The organism is Providencia sp. PROV004, assembly GCF_011045615.1.
GTDB classification, from domain to species: domain Bacteria; phylum Pseudomonadota; class Gammaproteobacteria; order Enterobacterales; family Enterobacteriaceae; genus Providencia; species Providencia rettgeri.
Genome location: NZ_CP042859.1, coordinates 3,805,172 through 3,822,586 on the forward strand (window position 1 = coordinate 3,805,172; position 17,415 = coordinate 3,822,586).

Genomic DNA, 17,415 nt, shown 5'->3' on the forward strand with positions numbered 1-17,415 from the left:
TCACAATCGCATATCAATGCAAAGATTGATAAGTAATAGGCGTTCCCTTAGCCAGGTTACTTTCATTAGAATAACTACTTTCTATTTCAATCAAGGATTGGTCCGTCATATTATATATTTTGTTATACAAAGGATATTCAGGGCGATAACGGATCTCTTTCGTTGCAATATCCATCATTAAGTATTGTTGTGAACCTCTAACTGAATTCGAAACAATTACCCCCTGATTACCAACTTTTAAGCTGTTCAAATGGTTATAACCGCTTTCTGCAATAACGTCAAAATCACCATTAGTCTGGAATTGCATCAAAGAAAATAAACGGCGTGAAGGCTCCTGAGCAACCACAAAAATATCGCCATGACGATTTTGTGCTGATTCATTAATTCTGACAGGTAGCCATTTACTACTAATAACCTGTTTAGTGGGGATATCCATAATAACTTCTAGCGATCCCATTTGATTACCATAGCTGTACCACATTACGATTTTATCTCGATAAGTCGCGTAGGAGAAATTTGAATTACCCGCAATTTCCTCAGGGAATAATGATTTAGCTAAATCACGAACATTCATAAAATGTTCCCATGTCATTCCTTTATCTGTGCTAATAAAGATATTTTCATTATCCGCAACCACATAAAAAGGAGAACCTTTAGATTGATAAATTTTACCCATAATTAATGTCGAAAATAGAGTACTGGGCTTATCTCCCCAAGGAATTAATTCACTTACCGAAAAGTTGGTTAAATTAATAGTACGGTAGCCATCCCTTAGCATGATTAAGCACTCATTTCTTTCACAAACAGCATTATAGAAGCTTTGGTCACCATACGTAATAAAATGGACACCTTGATTATCTGCAAACAATATCTGGTAATCATATTCACTCAACGTTTCATAAGGACTATAAGAATAATAATAGCTAGAACGGCTGCTTTTTTGAGCTATTATTAGCATCCCCTTTTCAGATGGAAATGTCGTTGCGAAATCATAGCTACCTATTGCTACACTATTTTCATTATGGTTTTGCCATTGCCAATCTTCCGTGCCACCACGAATAAAAATAAAAAGAGTTAACAATAAACTGAATGAGAAAATAAACATTAAAATAAGGAATCGTTTACTGAGAAATGGGTTCATGAACGCACCTCCGTCACATAATCTGTTTTACCGTGCTGCCGACGAAGTTGTTTTAAAAAATATTGAGATTGATAATAGGCATTACCGCGTTTTGACACTTTAAAATAAATCGCCACACATAAAGCAATAAGGAAGCTTATTCCGAGTAAAATAGTTCCTGAGAAACTGATAAACATGACACCAGTATCAATAATATTCATCCAGTCCCAATAATCCCAATAGCCGCCTTTTTCAAAGGTTTCACTAATAGATGCCCAACCAGCAACTAGAATGAAAAGCGCTAGAATACAAAAAATAAAACCCCATAAACCAATATAGAACCCTCTTTCTTGTGGAGCACCTTTACCAATCAGACTATATGCTAGTCCGTCTTGATGATTGAGAATGCCAAAAACCACTTGTTCCTTTGAATTTTCCTGAATGTTTTTATGTAAAACCTCAAGTTCATCCCCCTGCGCAATAAATAGTTTATGATTATTAAAAAGAGGCTCATTTGCTGAGACTAAAACTCCCATGTGTTTTTTATTAATCTGTAAATTAACTTTATTGAGTGTTTGGAGAGTATCTCCTGCAGCGATCGTAAGGTTGTAATTTGCAGTGATATTTACCTTGCCTTTTGTAACTGATAGTGATGTTTTATCAACATTAATTTCAGCGGCTTTATGTAACTTTACAGGCTTAGATTTAGGATTTTTGATACCGTCGATTTCAATATATGAAGTTTCTTCAAACAGTTTATATTTCCCAGCAATAAGTGAATCTAGCGCTTTCAAAATTAACTTTCGTTTTGGACTTAAAATATGCTTTGTTTGTGCGAGTGCTAAGCCAAAAAGAACGATCCCAGAGAAAGCAGCACAACCCAAAATGGCCACTAATATGATCATCAAGAAACTGTCGTCTGCCTCAGTAAAACAGTAATACACCGCAGGTATCAGGGCCATTAAGGCTAACGAAATTAAGTATTGTTTTCCTAATGAACGATTGAAGCTAACGGTTCTATCAGGTTCAAGCCGGCCATGCTCTGCATGGTAAACCCATTCAACCCAATAGCTTCCATCATTCATCTCTTCTGCACAAATAACCAAAGAGTCACCTTGCTGTATGCGCTCTAAAAAAATTTGGCTATTTGAAAAATCATCCTGATTAAAGAAAAATACTTTTTCAGAGGCAATCAATCTTACCATCCCCATTGGACTGACATTTTGATAATCACATTGAGTAAGACTGACATGGAAATATTGAACTCGCATGAGTAAATGCCTATTTCGCTAAGTAAATTTAACATTATGATAATAAATAAAGGTATATAGCCCTAGTAAAACTTACCTTATAATAAAATAATTCAGACAATGACGAGCACCCTAAACTGTTATTTAACTCAGGTTAATCATTAGAAATAGGTGTCTCCTACTAGCAAAGCCGGCAATTACTGATAAACTTGCATTCAATACAAAGTTTGTGAGTGAAATGTGGCAATAAAGCAATTTTACCACTCCTTCCTTTAACAATAATTTTGAATAATAGCGATGACATCACAACCTGCATATAAGCAAATTCAGTCTTACATTTTACGCAGTATTGATTTAGGTATTTTTAAGCCTGAAACTCAAATACCGACAGAATTAGAGCTATGCGCTCAATTTAATGTAAGCCGTATGACGGTGAATAAAGCCATTTCAGAGTTAAGCCAAAAAGGGATCCTAAATCGTATTGCAGGGAAAGGCACATTTGTTGCCACCCAAAAACATGAGCTTCCGGTTACAAAAGCATTTGATATTTTTGATGAGATCTCAACGAGCGGTAACAAATATAGCGGTCACCAATTACAACTTAAAACTATTTCCGCATCAGCAGAAATCGCGCTACAGCTCGGAATTAGCGAAGGAAGTGATGTGGGCTACTGTAAAGTTCTTCATTTTGAAAACGATATTCCTTTAATGTTAGAAGAACGTTATGTTAACCACGCCATTGTGCCTGACTTTGTGAAGCAAAAATATGGCGATACAGAAACACCTAGCGGTTATTTGCAACGCCATTTTCCTGTCAGTGAAATGGAACATACCATTGAAGCCGCATTAGCCACAAAGTCCATCGCTCAATCATTATCAATTAAAGAAAGCTCACCTTGCTTACAACTTAGTCGACGCACTTGGACGGGTAGTACCCTAATTAGCTATGTTAAAATGATCACCGCTGGTTCGCGCTACAAATTAAAATTACATTCGCGAATTGAGAATTAATGCAGAAATAAAAAAATGGGGCAAAATTGCCCCAAAGCGACTGATAAAACAAAAAATATCAAGCACATCTACATCACAATAAATTCGTTTTACATTCCTTGATAAATAGGCCCTTCCCCTCCTTGGGGAGCAGTCCAGGTGATATTTTGTAACGGATCTTTTATGTCACAAGCCTTACAATGCAGGCAGTTCTGTGCATTAATTTGCAGTTTTTCTTCACTTTTATCCCCTATAATTTCATAGACTCCAGCGGGGCAATAACGCGTCTCAGGTGCGGCATATTTCATTAAATTAATTTGGATAGGGACATTAGTATCAGCCAGTTTTAAATGACAGGGTTGTTCCTCTTCATGGTTGGTATTCGATAAAAACACGGAAGAAGGCTTATCAAAAATTAATTTACCATCGGGTTTTGGGTAGTTTATCGGTGTAAAACCTTTCGCTTCTTTTATTCCTTCGTGGTCCGATTGTTTTAATTTCAACGTCCACGGGCTACGCCCTTTTAATAACAGTTGTTCTGCACCAAATAGCATTGAACCAACTACTAACCCTTTTTTCATATAAGGCTTAAAATTCCGTGTTTGGTAAAGCTCTTGATATAACCAGCTCTCTTCAAATAGTTGGCGGAACTGCTTTTTAAACTGTAAATAATCAACCATTCCATTCTGGGTAGCACTAAAGCACGCTTCTGCCGCTAGTGCGCCACTTTTAACGGCACAATGGGTGCCTTTAATACGAGCCGCATTTAAAAAACCAGCATCATCGCCAATTAGCACCCCACCAGGAAAGCTTAATTCAGGTAACGCGGCTAATCCCCCCGCCACCATCGTTCTAGCACCATAACTGATCCGTTCTCCACCCGATAAAAAATCACTAAAAGCAGGATGAGTTTTTAAGCGTTGAAACTCATCAAATGGCGATAAATAAGGGTTTTCATAATTTAGCCCGACGACCAAACCCACTGCGACTAAGTTATCTCCATAGTGATAAGCAAAACCACCGCCATAGGTGTGGTTATCTAGTGGCCAACCAACAGAATGGACAACTAACCCTGCTTGGTGTTGCTCTTTTGGAATTTGCCAGATTTCCTTAATTCCCAAACCATAGGTTTGTTTGCCACTCTCTGCGGCTAAATTAAAATGGTTGATTAATTGTTTACCGAGTTGACCTCGGCACCCTTCCGCAAAAAAGGTCATTTTCGCAAGTAAATTCATACCCGGTTGATACATCGCCGTTGGGTTACCTGATTTATCAAGCCCCATATCTCCGGTGGTGATGCCAATTACTTGGTTTGTCTCATCAAATAGCACTTCAGTTGCAGCAAAACCAGCAAAAACATCAACCCCTAATCTTTCAGCTTCAACAGCAAGAGCCGCACTTACCTGCCCTAAGCTGCCAATGAAATTACCATCATTTTTCAAACAGTTTGGTAATAAAGATAGGGGTAAATGACTTGCTTTTTTTTCTTTCAACCATAAAAAACGGTCATGGTTTACAGGTGTTAAGGGGCCTGAAACTTTTTGCTGCCAGCCTGGCAGCAATTCATCGAGAGCCCGTGGATCAATCACTGCACCAGATAAAACATGAGCACCTATCTGTGCGCCTTTATCAATTAAACAAACCGAGATATCTGTTCCTTTCTCTGCGGCTAGCTGTTTTAATCGTATTGCTGCAGATAACCCTGCGGGTCCACCACCGACAATCAGGACATCGAACTCCATCGATTCCCGCTCGGGAGCCTCGTTTATCTTATCAATCTTGTCGATAGCCATTCGTCCACCTCTTACGCTAATGCTTTGTCAAATTCCGGTAAGATCTCAAACAGATCGCCAACAATGCCGTAATCCGCAACTTGGAAAATCGGCGCCTCAGGATCACTATTAATCGCAACGATTACTTTACTTTCTTTCATGCCTGCAACATGCTGAATAGCACCCGAAATTCCTACTGCAATATATAATTCTGGCGCGACAATTTTTCCTGTTTGTCCGACTTGATAGTCATTCGGAACAAAACCTGCATCGACCGCAGCACGTGAGGCACCAACCGCAGCGCCCAATTTGTCAGCTATTGTTTCCAATAGTGCAAAATTTTCACCAGAGCTCAAACCTCTCCCTCCTGAAATAACCACTTTTGCAGAGCTCAATTCCGCACGACTAACTTGGGTTAGAGATTGGCTTTTTAACTGACTGCGCAAGGGAATATCGGCAAGGGAAATGGTTTCAATTTCAGCATTATTTTGTGTTTCATATCCCCCTGAAAATGCCGAACTACGCACCGTAATCACGACTTGTTGGCCATTATTTTGTACTGTTGCTAACGCATTTCCTGCATAAATAGGTCTAATGAAGGTTTGAGAATCAATAACTTGAGTAATGTCTGAAATTTGTGCTACCCCTAACGTTGCAGCAACCCGTGGGGCTATATTTTTCCCAAATGTCGTCGCAGGAAACAGTAAATGGGTATATTCCTTTGCAATATTAACCACGGCGTGAGCCATCGGTTCTGCGAGTTGGTTTTTCAAGTTATCTGATTGTATTTCTAGAACTTTACTCACACCTTGTATACTCGCAGCTAGCTGAGCGACCAATTCCGTCTCATCTCCTGCAATTAATAAGTGCAAATGATCACCCGCGGTAAGAAGCTGTTTTGCAGCGTTAATACTATGATAAGTAGAATTTTTTATTGTTTGATTATCATGCTCGACAACCACTAATACAGATATTTGGCTCATGGATATTTTCCTCGATTAAATCACTTCTTTCGCTTGCAATGCACTGACTAGCTCTGTCGCACTGCCTAACAATGTACATTGCCCTGCCCGTTTTTTAGGCTCTGAGACACTAAGCGTTTTAATTTGCCCTAATAGAGCAAAATTCATATCAGCAATATCGATAATATCTAACGTTTTTTTCTTAGCTTTCATGATATTAGGCAAAGTTGCATAACGAGGTTCATTGAGCCTTAAGTCCGTTGTGATAACCGCGGGTAATGGCATCTCTAACGTTTCTAACCCGCCATCAATTTCCCTTGTAACCTGCAGTAGTTGGCCCTCAAGCTTAATTTGTGAGGCAAATGTCGCCTGCGGATAATCCAATAATGCGCTAAGCATTTGGCCTATTTGATTACAATCATCATCAATAGCTTGTTTGCCTAATAAAATAAGATCCGGCTGTTCCTTTTCCACGATTCGTTGAAGTAAGCGCGCAATATCCAGTGGTTCTAAAATTAATTCTCCAGGCCTCTGGACTAAAATGCCACGGTCAGCCCCAATCGCCATCGCACTGCGTAATGTTTCTTGATAGCCAATATCACCAACGGAAACAGCAATAACTTCTGTCGCTTTTCCCGCCTCTTTTAAACGTACAGCCTCTTCGACAGCGATTTCATCGAAGGGGTTGATGGCCATTTTGACATTCGCCAATTCAACGCCTGAGCCATCGGCTTTTACTCTTATTTTGACGTTATGGTCTATTACTCGCTTCACTGCGACTAAAATTTTCATAGCAACTCCTATCCCAATTCTTCAACGATTATTGGGTATGATGATGTTCTAAAATCGTTTTTTAGGTTGAGAGAAACCGTAACAGTGATATTCACACTGCTACTGGCTATCTCAATTTTTACTATTTTTAATGCTAGTTTTTGATGAAATGGTTATTTACTTGTGGGTAATATCAATCGGTCTGCCACTGACATAGGCCATTTTTTAATCGCAACATAGTAAATAACACTGGTTGCCACCAAGCCCACAATCCATGAGATATCAACACCACCGAGTTTTTCGACTAAAGGCCCGGTATAAAACCCTGTTGAAATAAAGGGTAACTGTATTAACACACCCGCAATGTAAGTAAATATCCCAACTTTATTCCAACGCCCATAGCGGCCATTTGGGTTTGCAAGTTCAGGGACGTCGTAGCGGCCTTTAGTGACCCAATAGTAGTCAACCAAGTTGATTGCGCTCCAAGGGGTAAAGAATGCAAGCAAAAACAATAAGAAAGCAGAAAAGAGTTTTAAAAATGAATGCTGGCCCGCTAGTCCAAGTAAGGTTGAGAAACTGACCATTAAAATAATAAAGAACAACCTTTGCCCACGAGAAATTTGGCTTTTCCCACGGAAGCCACACCAAATTGCCGCCATAGACATAAAACTGCCATAAGCATTCAGTGCAGTTATCGTCACTTTTCCGTAGAAAATACTGATATATAACAGAGCCGCTATCAAACCAGTACTACCTAAGCCCACAATATACGAGACTTCGTTACCCGCAAACTTATTGCCGGCAAGCGCTGCGGCAAAAACCCCTAAAATCATTGATGCTTGCGTACCAATGACTGTACCTGAACCTACGGCCAAAAAGGCTTTGATTGTCGGAGTTTTAGTCGGTAAATAACGTGAATAGTCCGCAACATAAGGCCCAAATGCAATTTGCCAAGAAGCAGACAATGACATCGCTAATAAAAAGTTAGTCCAGCTAAAATGACGGTTTTCCAGTAAAACCGAAACATCATTCATATAAAATAGACGGAAAAATAGATAGAAGAACGTAATTATGCCGATAACACTCGCTACTTTCCCTAAAATATGGATGATGCGATAACCACAAATTGTGATGCCGATAATCACCACACCAAAAATAATAATTCCAACCCAATCCGTCACATGTAATAACTGACCGACCGCTTGCCCTGCCAGCACGGTACCACTGGCAGAAAACCCGACATACATCATGCAAACTAATAAAATAGGGATGACCGCACCGTATACGCCAAACTGTACACGACTCGAAATCATTTGTGGTAACCCCAATTTTGGCCCTTGCACCGCATGCAAGGCCATCACGGCACCACCTAACAGTTGGCCAATAAATAAGCCAATTAATGACCAGAATACATCCCCACCCAGTACGACTGCCAAGGCTCCGGTTACAATTGCAGTTATTTGTAAATTAGAGCCAAACCAAAGTGTGAATTGGCTTGATAAAGTGCCGTGGCGCTCGGACTCTGGAATGTAATCGATGGAACGCGCTTCGATTAAAGGTACATTCTCCTGCCGGTTTTTTTGCCCTGTAGCGATGTCGTTTGAAACTGTCATGGTAACTCCTCTTTAAGCAAGGCTGGCTTAAAGAATGAACCAATTAATCGTAATGGAACCGCAATAACTACAGTTGTAAGGTACAGTTATTAAGCATTACGCTGGGTGATGTTTTATCTGTTATTCACCCTAAATAACTAATTGAAATACATTCTTAAACCTGATTGTTGTTGTGTTTTTAATTCCATGATCCTGTTGTCAGGTAGTGCTTCCTATGGTGCTCCATAAACCAGTAAACGCCTGTCCCGCTTACTCGGCTCAATACTTAAAATAACTTAGTGGGCATCTAAAACGGCACGTGAAATAATAATTTTTTGTATTTCTGATGTGCCCTCAAAAATCCGTAAAATCCGTGCATCACGCACATAACGTTCAAGGGGAAGGTCACGAATATAGCCGTAGCCGCCATGAAGCTGTAATGCTGCATCCGTAACAAAACCCGCGCACTCAGCGGCAAACAATTTCGCCGTCGCAGATTGCAAACTAAAACGCTCCCCTGAATCACGCAATTCTGCAGCTTGCCAAGTCAACATGCGAGCAGCCTCCAATTGCGTGTGCATATCCGCAATACGCCATTGAGTTCCTTGGTATGCGGCTAAGGGCTTTTTACCAATTTGGCGTTCTTTTACCCAACCTAAAGCACTTTCCATCGCAGCCCGAGCTATACCGAGTGACGTTGCGGCCACTTCAACACGCCCTTTATCTAAAACTTCCATCGCGGTATGGAACCCTTTATTTTCCTCTCCCAATAATGCCGATTCCGGTAGCCAACAATTCAGCGCTAATTCATAAATCGTGCTACCCCGTAATCCCATGGTTTTTTCAGGTTGAGAAAATGCCACGCCTTCCGTGCCTTTAGGGATCATAAATGCGCTGATCCCGCGGGCTCCCGCTTCTACATCCGTTTTCGCATACAACACGATAAAGTCAGCCTCTTTGGCGTTAGTAATATAGTGTTTATTACCCCGAATACGCCAGCCACTATTTTCACGAGTTGCCACGGTTCGCATATCTGCAGGATTAGAACCTGCAGCCGGCTCAGTTAAGCCAAATGCACCTAATAATTCCCCTGCAGCGGCTTTTGGTAACCAATAATTTTTTTGCTCTTCAGTACCACCAATTAAAATCGAATCTGTCGCCAAAAAATGTGCCGTTAGAGCCGATGAAGTCGAAGCACAAGCGGCAGCAACAGCTTCGACTACCTGACTCATCGCCACACTGCCAATACCAAAACCGCCATACTGCTCAGGTAAATTAATTCCCCAGCAGCCCATTTCCCCCAACGCTTGTAAACTTTCCGCACAAAAGGTTTCTGTCTCATCGTATCTTTGTGCATTCGGCTGTAAAATGTCATGACAAACTTTTTCTATCGCATTCACAACCGCTTGTTCTGTTTCATTAATATCAAAACTCATTGCATCGTCTCCGCATTTTTAATGGTTGTTCTCGCTGGCTTATACACTAAGTTTGCCTCACCTAATTTTGGTGCACGGCGGGTTGAATGAGGTTTATTTCCATTGAAAAAAACCGGTTGAGAAACCAAAGGCGTTCCCCCATCATTCAGGTGCGTCAGAACTTGCCTCACTTGGGCATGCTCACTTTGTGTTGCTTGGTGTAAATTATGAATTGGTGAAGCAGGAACGCCCGCGTTTAATAAAATGTCACATACCTCTTCAACGGTTTTTTGGCGTGTCCAACTTTCAATCTCTTTTCTAAGTTCAGCTTGGTGCTGTGTTCGACTCGGGTCATTAAGGTAGCGTGAGTCATGGCATAACTCTGGTTTTTCCATGCATTCGCAAAAGCGTTGGAATAGCTTTTCACTCGCAATCGCGATAACCACTAAGCCATCTTTTGCCTGATAAGTATCGAATGGCGTAGATACTGGATGGCGGTTACCCACTAGGCTCGGAGCCTTATCATGAGCAAATAGGTTTGAAAGCCCAGTTAACTGCATGCTCAGTAAGACATCCACCATCGCTACATCAATATACTGTGCCGCTTCGTCATGACGCTCTCTCGCAAATAACGCACTACTTATCGCCCATGAGGCAAACATCCCTGCACACACATCGCCAATTGACTCACCACTGCGTGTAGGCCCTGTTTCTGGGAAACCAGTGACACTCATTAGGCCTGACATCGCTTGTGCCACGATGTCATAAGCGGGATAACTGGCGAGTGGGCTGTTTTGCCCAAATCCAGAGATACTGGCGTAGATTAATTTAGGGTTGTGCTGCTTTAGGCTCTCAAAATCGATACCGAGTCGTTGAGTCACACCAGGACGAAAGTTTTCAACCACCACATCACTTTCTTTGACTAGCTGGAATAAAATCGCTCGGTCTTCATCCGCTTTAAGATCCAATTCAATACTGCGTTTACCTCGGTTAATTAAACCGTAATAAACACTTTCCCCATCAATGAATGGCCCTAAATGGCGGCTGTCATCACCGTGGTTAGGCACTTCAATTTTGATCACTTCAGCACCAAGATCGGCCATCATACCTGTGCAATAAGGGCCAGCTAACACTCGGCTTAAATCGATCACTTTGATCCCCGCCAGTGGCCCTTGTCTTTTCTGAGTCAACGCAGCATTCATACTGAATTCCTTTTATTCCAGAAAGATGCCAGCTCAACTTCAGCTGGCAAAGGACATTACTTCACCATCGGCAAGTTCAAGCCTTGCTCTTTCGCACAGTTAATGGCGATGTCATAACCTGCATCTGCATGACGCATTACGCCCGTTGCAGGGTCATTATGTAAAACACGAGCTAAACGCCTATCAGCGGCGTCCGTTCCATCACACACAATGACGACGCCTGAATGTTGTGAGAAACCCATACCAACACCACCACCGTGATGTAAACTGACCCATGTTGCTCCACCTGCGGTATTTAATAGTGCGTTCAATAAAGGCCAGTCTGATACCGCATCAGAGCCATCTTTCATAGATTCCGTTTCACGGTGAGGGCTAGCCACAGAGCCTGAATCTAAGTGATCACGGCCGATCACGATTGGGCCCTTTAACTCACCACTTTTCACCATTTCGTTGAAAGCACGGCCTAATCTTTCTCTGTCTTTTAAACCAACCCAACAAATACGTGCAGGAAGCCCTTGGAATGCGATACGCTCACGTGCCATATCGAGCCAATTATGTAAGTGCTTGTCATCTGGTAATAATTCTTTTACTTTTTGGTCTGTTTTATAGATATCTTCTGGGTCACCTGACAACGCAACCCAACGGAATGGGCCAATACCTTCACAAAACAGAGGGCGAATATAAGCAGGAACAAAGCCTGGAAAATCAAAGGCATTACTAATGCCTTCATCTTTTGCCATTTGGCGAATATTATTGCCGTAGTCAAAAGCCGCTGAGCCACGCTTTTGCATCGTTAACATCGCATCCACTTGGACTGCCATGCTTTTTTTCGCTGCTTTGGTCACTTCAGCAGGTGCGGTTTGTTGTTTTTCACGCCATTGGTCGAGTGTCCAACCCTGTGGTAAGTAGCCGTGTACAGGGTCATGGGCGCTAGTTTGGTCAGTGACGGAATCAGGAGTGATATTGCGTTTCACCAATTCACTGTAAACATCAGCCGCATTACCTAATAGCCCAACAGAAACTGGCTGGCCATTTGCTTTGGCTTCCTCGATATATTGCAGTGCTTCATCTAATGTCGTCGCTTTTTTGTCCACATAACGAGTTCTTAAACGAAAATCGATACGGCTTTCATCACATTCCACCGCTATCATGCTAAAGCCCGCCATGGTTGCTGCTAATGGCTGTGCTCCGCCCATTCCACCTAAACCGCCCGTTAAGATCCAACGCCCTGCTGCGTTACCATTAAAGTGTTGTTTGGCCAGTGAAACGAACGTTTCATAGGTGCCTTGGACGATCCCTTGAGAACCAATGTAGATCCAAGAACCAGCCGTCATTTGGCCATACATCATTAGGCCTTTACGATCTAACTCATTAAAGTGATCCCAATTCGCCCAGTGAGGAACAATATTTGAGTTTGCGATCAATACGCGGGGCGCATCTGGATGGGTAGGGAACACTCCGACGGGTTTACCTGACTGCACGAGTAATGTTTGGTCATCTTCCAGTGTGGTCAGCACATCTAAAATTTTGTCATAGCATTCCCAATCACGTGCCGCTCGACCGATACCGCCATAGACCACTAAGCTTTGAGGGTGCTCAGCAACATCAGGGTCTAAATTATTTTGGATCATGCGATATACCGCTTCTGTCAGCCAGCTCTTACAGGTTTTCTCACTGCCACGTGGTGCGCGGATCACTCGAGTTGAGTCAGTACGATTTAACATGGTTGTATCCCCTATCATCCATTTTTAATTAACTTTAAATTAACAATTTTATTTATAATAATCTGCGAGATACCCAGTTAGTGACGATGCACCTGTGTTTTAAAATTAATTATTTGATTAAAAATCAATAGATTAATTTAATATCAACTTACTCGAGACTATCTATTCATTGAGGGTATTTATCTATGGCTCAAATATATATACATTTACGTCACAAAGTATATACATTTAAATTTGAAATTTTGTAGGAAGTGTGAAGGTTGGAACACAAGAGAAGTTATACAACAACAAGTAGCTGTATGTTTCTAGAGAAAAAGTTGTATATACATTTGTTTTTATGCATAGAAACAAGTAAATAGCGAAATTGCGAGTCACTTCACAGAACGTTGCAACTATGTATAGCAAGAAAACCCATGCGTACCGCTCAAAATGGTGTACACCAGAAACAATAACGGGTTACCTGCATCAACAGATAACCCGAGCAATCAGAAAAAGTGAATGATGATTTAATTTTCTAAATCATTCGCGTTGTGGCTAGGCGGCAAAATGAGGATAGCTTGGGGAGCATACATAAGTATGTGACCCAAGTAGCCGAGTGAAGCCAACAACGCCACAGCGTGAAGGATGACGAAAATTAGGAGCATACATTAAGTATGTGACCCAAACAGCCGAGTGAAGCCAACAACGCCACAGCGTGAAGGATGACGAAAATTAGGAGCATACATTAAGTATGTGACCCAAACAGCCGAGTGAAGCCAACAACGCCACAGCGTGAAGGATGACGAAAATTAGGAGCATACATTAAGTATGTGACCCAAACAGCCGAATGAAGCCAACAACGCCACAGCGTGAAGGATGACTAAAATTTTAGCCGCCTAGATAGGCGCTTCGTACTGCCTCATTCGCTAGCAACGCTTTGCCACTATCTTCCAACACAATATGCCCATTTTCCAACACATAACCACGGTCTGCGAGTTTCAACGCTTGGTTGGCGTTTTGTTCGACAAGGAAAATTGTCATTCCTTCTTCGCGTAGCTGCTGAATCGTATCAAAAATTTGCATAATGATAATGGGAGCAAGGCCTAAGGATGGCTCATCAAGTAAGAGTAACTCTGGCTGGCTCATTAAAGCACGGCCTATCGCTAGCATTTGTTGCTCACCGCCAGACATCGTTCCTGAACGCTGGCTTCGACGCTCATACAACCTTGGAAATAGCTTATAAACTCGCTCAATACGTTCTTGGTACTGTTGGCGATCGGCAAAAAAGCCCCCCATTGCGAGGTTTTCTTCCACTGTCATACGAGAAAATACACGTCGCCCTTCAGGTACTAATGCAATATCTTCACGCATAATTTTCGAGGTGGGCAATTGGGTGATATCCACACCTCGGTAGATGACCTGGCCTTCCGATGCACGTGGATCGCCACAAAGCGTACTGAGCAAGGTGGTTTTCCCTGCACCATTTGCTCCAATTAAGGTCACAATTTCACCTTTTTGGATATTCAAACTAATTTCATGTAGTGCTTGAATTTTTCCATAATGGGTAGAAACTTTTTTAAACTCTAGCATCAGTAAGCTTCCCCCAAATAGGCTTTTATCACATCAGGATGTTGACGGATCTCACTCGGTGTCCCATTCGCTAATGGCGTTCCTTGATTCACGACATAAATGCGATCTGAAATTCCCATGACTAATTTCATATCATGTTCAATTAAGAGAATTGAAACATTATGATGAGCTCGTAACTCAGCAATCAAGTCATCCAAGTCATTGGTTTCTTTAGGGTTAAGACCTGCTGCTGGTTCATCTAACATTAATATTTCAGGGCGAGTGACCATACAGCGAGCAATTTCTAACCGACGCTGCTGCCCATAGGCTAAATTACCCGCTTGTCGATTGGCAAAGGGGAGTAAATCAACACGCTCAAGCCATTTTACCGCATTATCAAGCGCTTCAGCCTCTGCCCGACGAAACGCAGGGGTTTTCAATAGCCCAGAAAAAATACCACTTTTTAAATGTTGATGTTGCGCCACAAGTAAATTTTCAATCACCGTCATTTCTTTAAATAACCGCACATGCTGAAATGTTCGGATGACGCCAAGGCGAGCAATAGACTGCCCTGTCAGCCCTTCAAGGTGTTTTTCACGATATAAAATCGTGCCGCTGGTCGGCTTATAAAACCCCGTTAAACAGTTAAAAATGGTGGTTTTACCCGCCCCATTCGGGCCAATCAGTGAAACTATTTCCCCTTGATTAATGGTTAACTCAACATTGTTGACGGCAAGTAACCCACCAAAACGCATTGTTAAGCCATTAACTTGTAGCAAAGGCGTTGTTATATGGCTCATACGCCCTCCCCTTCAGGGACTTTTTTCACCTGCATTTGACGACGTTTCATCGGTAATAGGCCTTGTGGTCGCCAGATCATCATCAGCACCATCAATGCCCCTAATAACAGCATGCTGTATTGGTTAAGGTCACGCATCATTTCCCGTGATACGACTAAGATAATTGCGGCTAAAATCACGGAAGTTTGTGAGCCCATTCCCCCTAAAACGACGATGGCTAACACAAATGCCGACTCCACAAAGGTAAAAGATTCTGGGCTGATAAAGCCTTGTCGTGCGGCAAATAACGTCCCTGCAAATCCCGCAAAGGCCGCACTAATAGTAAATGCGGTTAATTTTATTCGAGTTGGGCTTAGCCCTAATGAGCGACAGGCAATTTCATCTTCGCGTAATGCTTCCCATGCACGACCTAATGGCATACGCAGTAAGCGATTGATAACAAATAAAGTTAAGACTACTAATAACAAGGCGACAAAATACAGGAAAATAATACGGTCACCAGGGCTGTAATCTAAGCCAAAAAAGTTATGGAAGGTATCCCAGCCATCTTTAGCGGTACGGCTAAATTCCAAACCAAAGAAAGTCGGTTTCGGTAATTGACTGATCCCATTTGGCCCGCCAGTGATTTCGGTATTATTCAGTAATAAAATACGAACAATTTCCCCAAAGCCGAGCGTCACTATTGCAAGATAGTCCCCCCGCAACCTTAGAACAGGGAATCCCAATAAAAAACCGGCTAACGCAGCGGTTAACCCTGCAATCGGTAAACTTTCCCAGAAACCAAAACCATAGTAATGATTTAATAAACCAAAAGTATAAGCACCAATGGCATAAAAGCCGGCATACCCAAGAACCAGTAACCCAGATAACCCAACAACCACATTTAACCCTAAGCCTAACATCACATAAATTAATGTCAGGGTGGCAATATCCACGCTTCCGCGAGAAACAATAAACGGCCAAATAATTGCGGCAATAATAATTACAGCTGCAAGAATCTTTTGCTTGGCTGTCGAACCATCAAAATCAGGGATCGCCCACGCCTTTTTAGGAACTCCTTGCCATACTTTATTTAATGTCGGACGAACCAACTGGTAAACAAAGATGACAATAATACCCGCAATGATCCAGTTCCAACGTACAGAATCCCCAACCGTAACAACCAGTTTTGTGCCATCAAGAGCGAGCTGCAACCCCATCATGAACAGAGCCAATACGAAAAAAGTCACTGAAGCCACAATGGCATTAATCCAATTTTCTTTTCTCATACTTTTTCGACCTCCGGGCGTCCCAGAATGCCGGTTGGCATGATTAACAACACACCAATCAATAAACCAAATGACACAACATCTTTATATTCTGTACTTAAATATGCAGAGGTCATCGCTTCTGCAACACCTAAGATTAAACCACCTAACATGGCGCCGGGAATACTTCCAATTCCCCCTAATACCGCCGCAGTAAATGCTTTCATTCCTGCCATAAAACCAATATAGGGGTTAATCACACCATAAAATTGCCCCAATAGCACACCCGCTACAGCCGCCATTGCGGCACCAATAACGAAAGTTAATGAAATGACGCGATCGGTATTAATGCCTAATAAACTGGCCATTTTAAGATCTTCTGCACAAGCTCGGCAGGCTCTTCCCATTTTTGAATAGCGAATAAATAGCGTCAAAGCTAACATCGCAAGCACGGTAACCACCCAGATGGTCAATTGCATCTTAGTCACCGTGGCTTCAAAACCATCGCTTTCACCGAGAACCCATTGCCCTGTAATCAAACTGGGTAGGGCTAAATCACGCGAACCTTGTGACAAACTGACATAGTTTTGCAGGAAAATAGACATTCCGATCGCAGAGATCAATGCAATCAATCGCTTAGAATGACGGACCGGCCGATAAGCAACCCGTTCAATACTCCAACCATAGGCACTAGAGACCACAATTGCCGCAATGAAGGCCGCAGCAACAAGGAGCCAACCGATATCAATCCCAAGCATCATTAAGCCTGCGATCACAATAAAAGAGACATAGCTACCAATCATGTACACTTCGCCGTGGGCGAAGTTAATCATCCCAATGATGCCATACACCATCGTATAGCCGATAGCTATCAGTGCATAAGTGCTACCGAGGGTTAAACCATTCAGAAGTTGCTGAATAAAATACAGAATTTGATCTGACATAAGACTATCCTTTCGAACTACTTGTCCTCTATAGAGAACAGAAGCCGGAAGCAAGTGACTTACTTCCGGTTCTTATTC

14 protein-coding genes are annotated in these 17,415 nt (G+C 42.1%); 1 reads left to right on the forward strand and 13 read right to left on the reverse strand.

Annotation, left to right across the window (positions count from 1 at the left end; genetic code table 11):
* Positions 1-13 precede the first annotated feature (13 nt).
* Both FVA69_RS17475 and FVA69_RS17480 read right to left on the reverse strand, forming a co-directional pair.
* On the reverse strand, positions 14-1,141 hold the full coding sequence (locus FVA69_RS17475; protein ID WP_164529170.1) for a hypothetical protein: 1,128 nt from the start codon (positions 1,139-1,141) through the stop codon (positions 14-16).
* The gene (locus FVA69_RS17480; RefSeq protein ID WP_164529171.1) at positions 1,138-2,391 is read right to left on the reverse strand and encodes a hypothetical protein; all 1,254 of its coding nucleotides are present in this window, start codon (positions 2,389-2,391) and stop codon (positions 1,138-1,140) included. The genes FVA69_RS17475 and FVA69_RS17480 overlap by 4 nt, the downstream gene beginning before the upstream one ends.
* Positions 2,392-2,667: 276 nt before the next feature.
* Here FVA69_RS17480 and FVA69_RS17485 point away from each other — a divergent pair, with 276 nt between their 5' ends.
* Positions 2,668-3,381, forward strand: a complete 714-nt coding sequence (locus FVA69_RS17485) for a UTRA domain-containing protein (RefSeq protein ID WP_004908180.1) — start codon at positions 2,668-2,670, stop codon at positions 3,379-3,381.
* An 89-nt stretch (positions 3,382-3,470) separates the two neighbouring features.
* Here the strand turns inward: FVA69_RS17485 and FVA69_RS17490 are convergent, their stop codons facing one another.
* The 11 genes from FVA69_RS17490 to livH form a co-directional block, all read right to left on the reverse strand.
* Entirely contained in the window at positions 3,471-5,153 is a 1,683-nt protein-coding gene (locus FVA69_RS17490) for an electron transfer flavoprotein-ubiquinone oxidoreductase (protein ID WP_109911664.1), read from the reverse strand.
* A gap of 11 nt (positions 5,154-5,164) precedes the next feature.
* Positions 5,165-6,115: an electron transfer flavoprotein subunit alpha/FixB family protein gene (locus tag FVA69_RS17495; RefSeq protein WP_004908175.1), complete on the reverse strand. Its 951-nt coding sequence runs from the start codon at positions 6,113-6,115 to the stop codon at positions 5,165-5,167.
* Between the two features lie 15 nt (positions 6,116-6,130).
* Positions 6,131-6,886, reverse strand: coding sequence for an electron transfer flavoprotein subunit beta/FixA family protein (locus FVA69_RS17500; RefSeq protein WP_109911663.1), 756 nt, complete (start codon positions 6,884-6,886; stop codon positions 6,131-6,133).
* Positions 6,887-7,038: 152 nt separating this feature from the next.
* Positions 7,039-8,478: a purine-cytosine permease family protein gene (locus FVA69_RS17505; RefSeq protein ID WP_004908172.1), complete on the reverse strand. Its 1,440-nt coding sequence runs from the start codon at positions 8,476-8,478 to the stop codon at positions 7,039-7,041.
* Between the two features lie 275 nt (positions 8,479-8,753).
* Entirely contained in the window at positions 8,754-9,893 is a 1,140-nt protein-coding gene (locus tag FVA69_RS17510) for an acyl-CoA dehydrogenase family protein (RefSeq protein WP_164529172.1), read from the reverse strand.
* A complete protein-coding gene (locus FVA69_RS17515; RefSeq protein ID WP_004908167.1) occupies positions 9,890-11,074 on the reverse strand; it encodes a CaiB/BaiF CoA transferase family protein in 1,185 nt (394 codons plus the stop codon). Before FVA69_RS17515 ends, FVA69_RS17510 begins: the two co-directional genes overlap by 4 nt.
* A 56-nt stretch (positions 11,075-11,130) precedes the next feature.
* Complete coding sequence (gene hutU, locus FVA69_RS17520; protein WP_164529173.1) at positions 11,131-12,798, reverse strand: urocanate hydratase; 1,668 nt, start codon at positions 12,796-12,798, stop codon at positions 11,131-11,133.
* Between the two features lie 867 nt (positions 12,799-13,665).
* Positions 13,666-14,367 (reverse strand): high-affinity branched-chain amino acid ABC transporter ATP-binding protein LivF, encoded by a 702-nt coding sequence (livF, locus tag FVA69_RS17525; protein WP_004258508.1) that lies wholly within the window; start codon positions 14,365-14,367, stop codon positions 13,666-13,668.
* A complete protein-coding gene (gene livG, locus FVA69_RS17530; RefSeq protein ID WP_004908162.1) occupies positions 14,367-15,146 on the reverse strand; it encodes a high-affinity branched-chain amino acid ABC transporter ATP-binding protein LivG in 780 nt (259 codons plus the stop codon). The genes livF and livG overlap by 1 nt, the downstream gene beginning before the upstream one ends.
* Complete coding sequence (locus FVA69_RS17535) at positions 15,143-16,414, reverse strand: high-affinity branched-chain amino acid ABC transporter permease LivM (RefSeq protein ID WP_109911662.1); 1,272 nt, start codon at positions 16,412-16,414, stop codon at positions 15,143-15,145. The genes livG and FVA69_RS17535 overlap by 4 nt, the downstream gene beginning before the upstream one ends.
* Complete coding sequence (gene livH / locus FVA69_RS17540) at positions 16,411-17,337, reverse strand: high-affinity branched-chain amino acid ABC transporter permease LivH (protein WP_109911661.1); 927 nt, start codon at positions 17,335-17,337, stop codon at positions 16,411-16,413. The genes FVA69_RS17535 and livH overlap by 4 nt, the downstream gene beginning before the upstream one ends.
* Between the last annotated feature and the right edge of the window lie 78 nt (positions 17,338-17,415).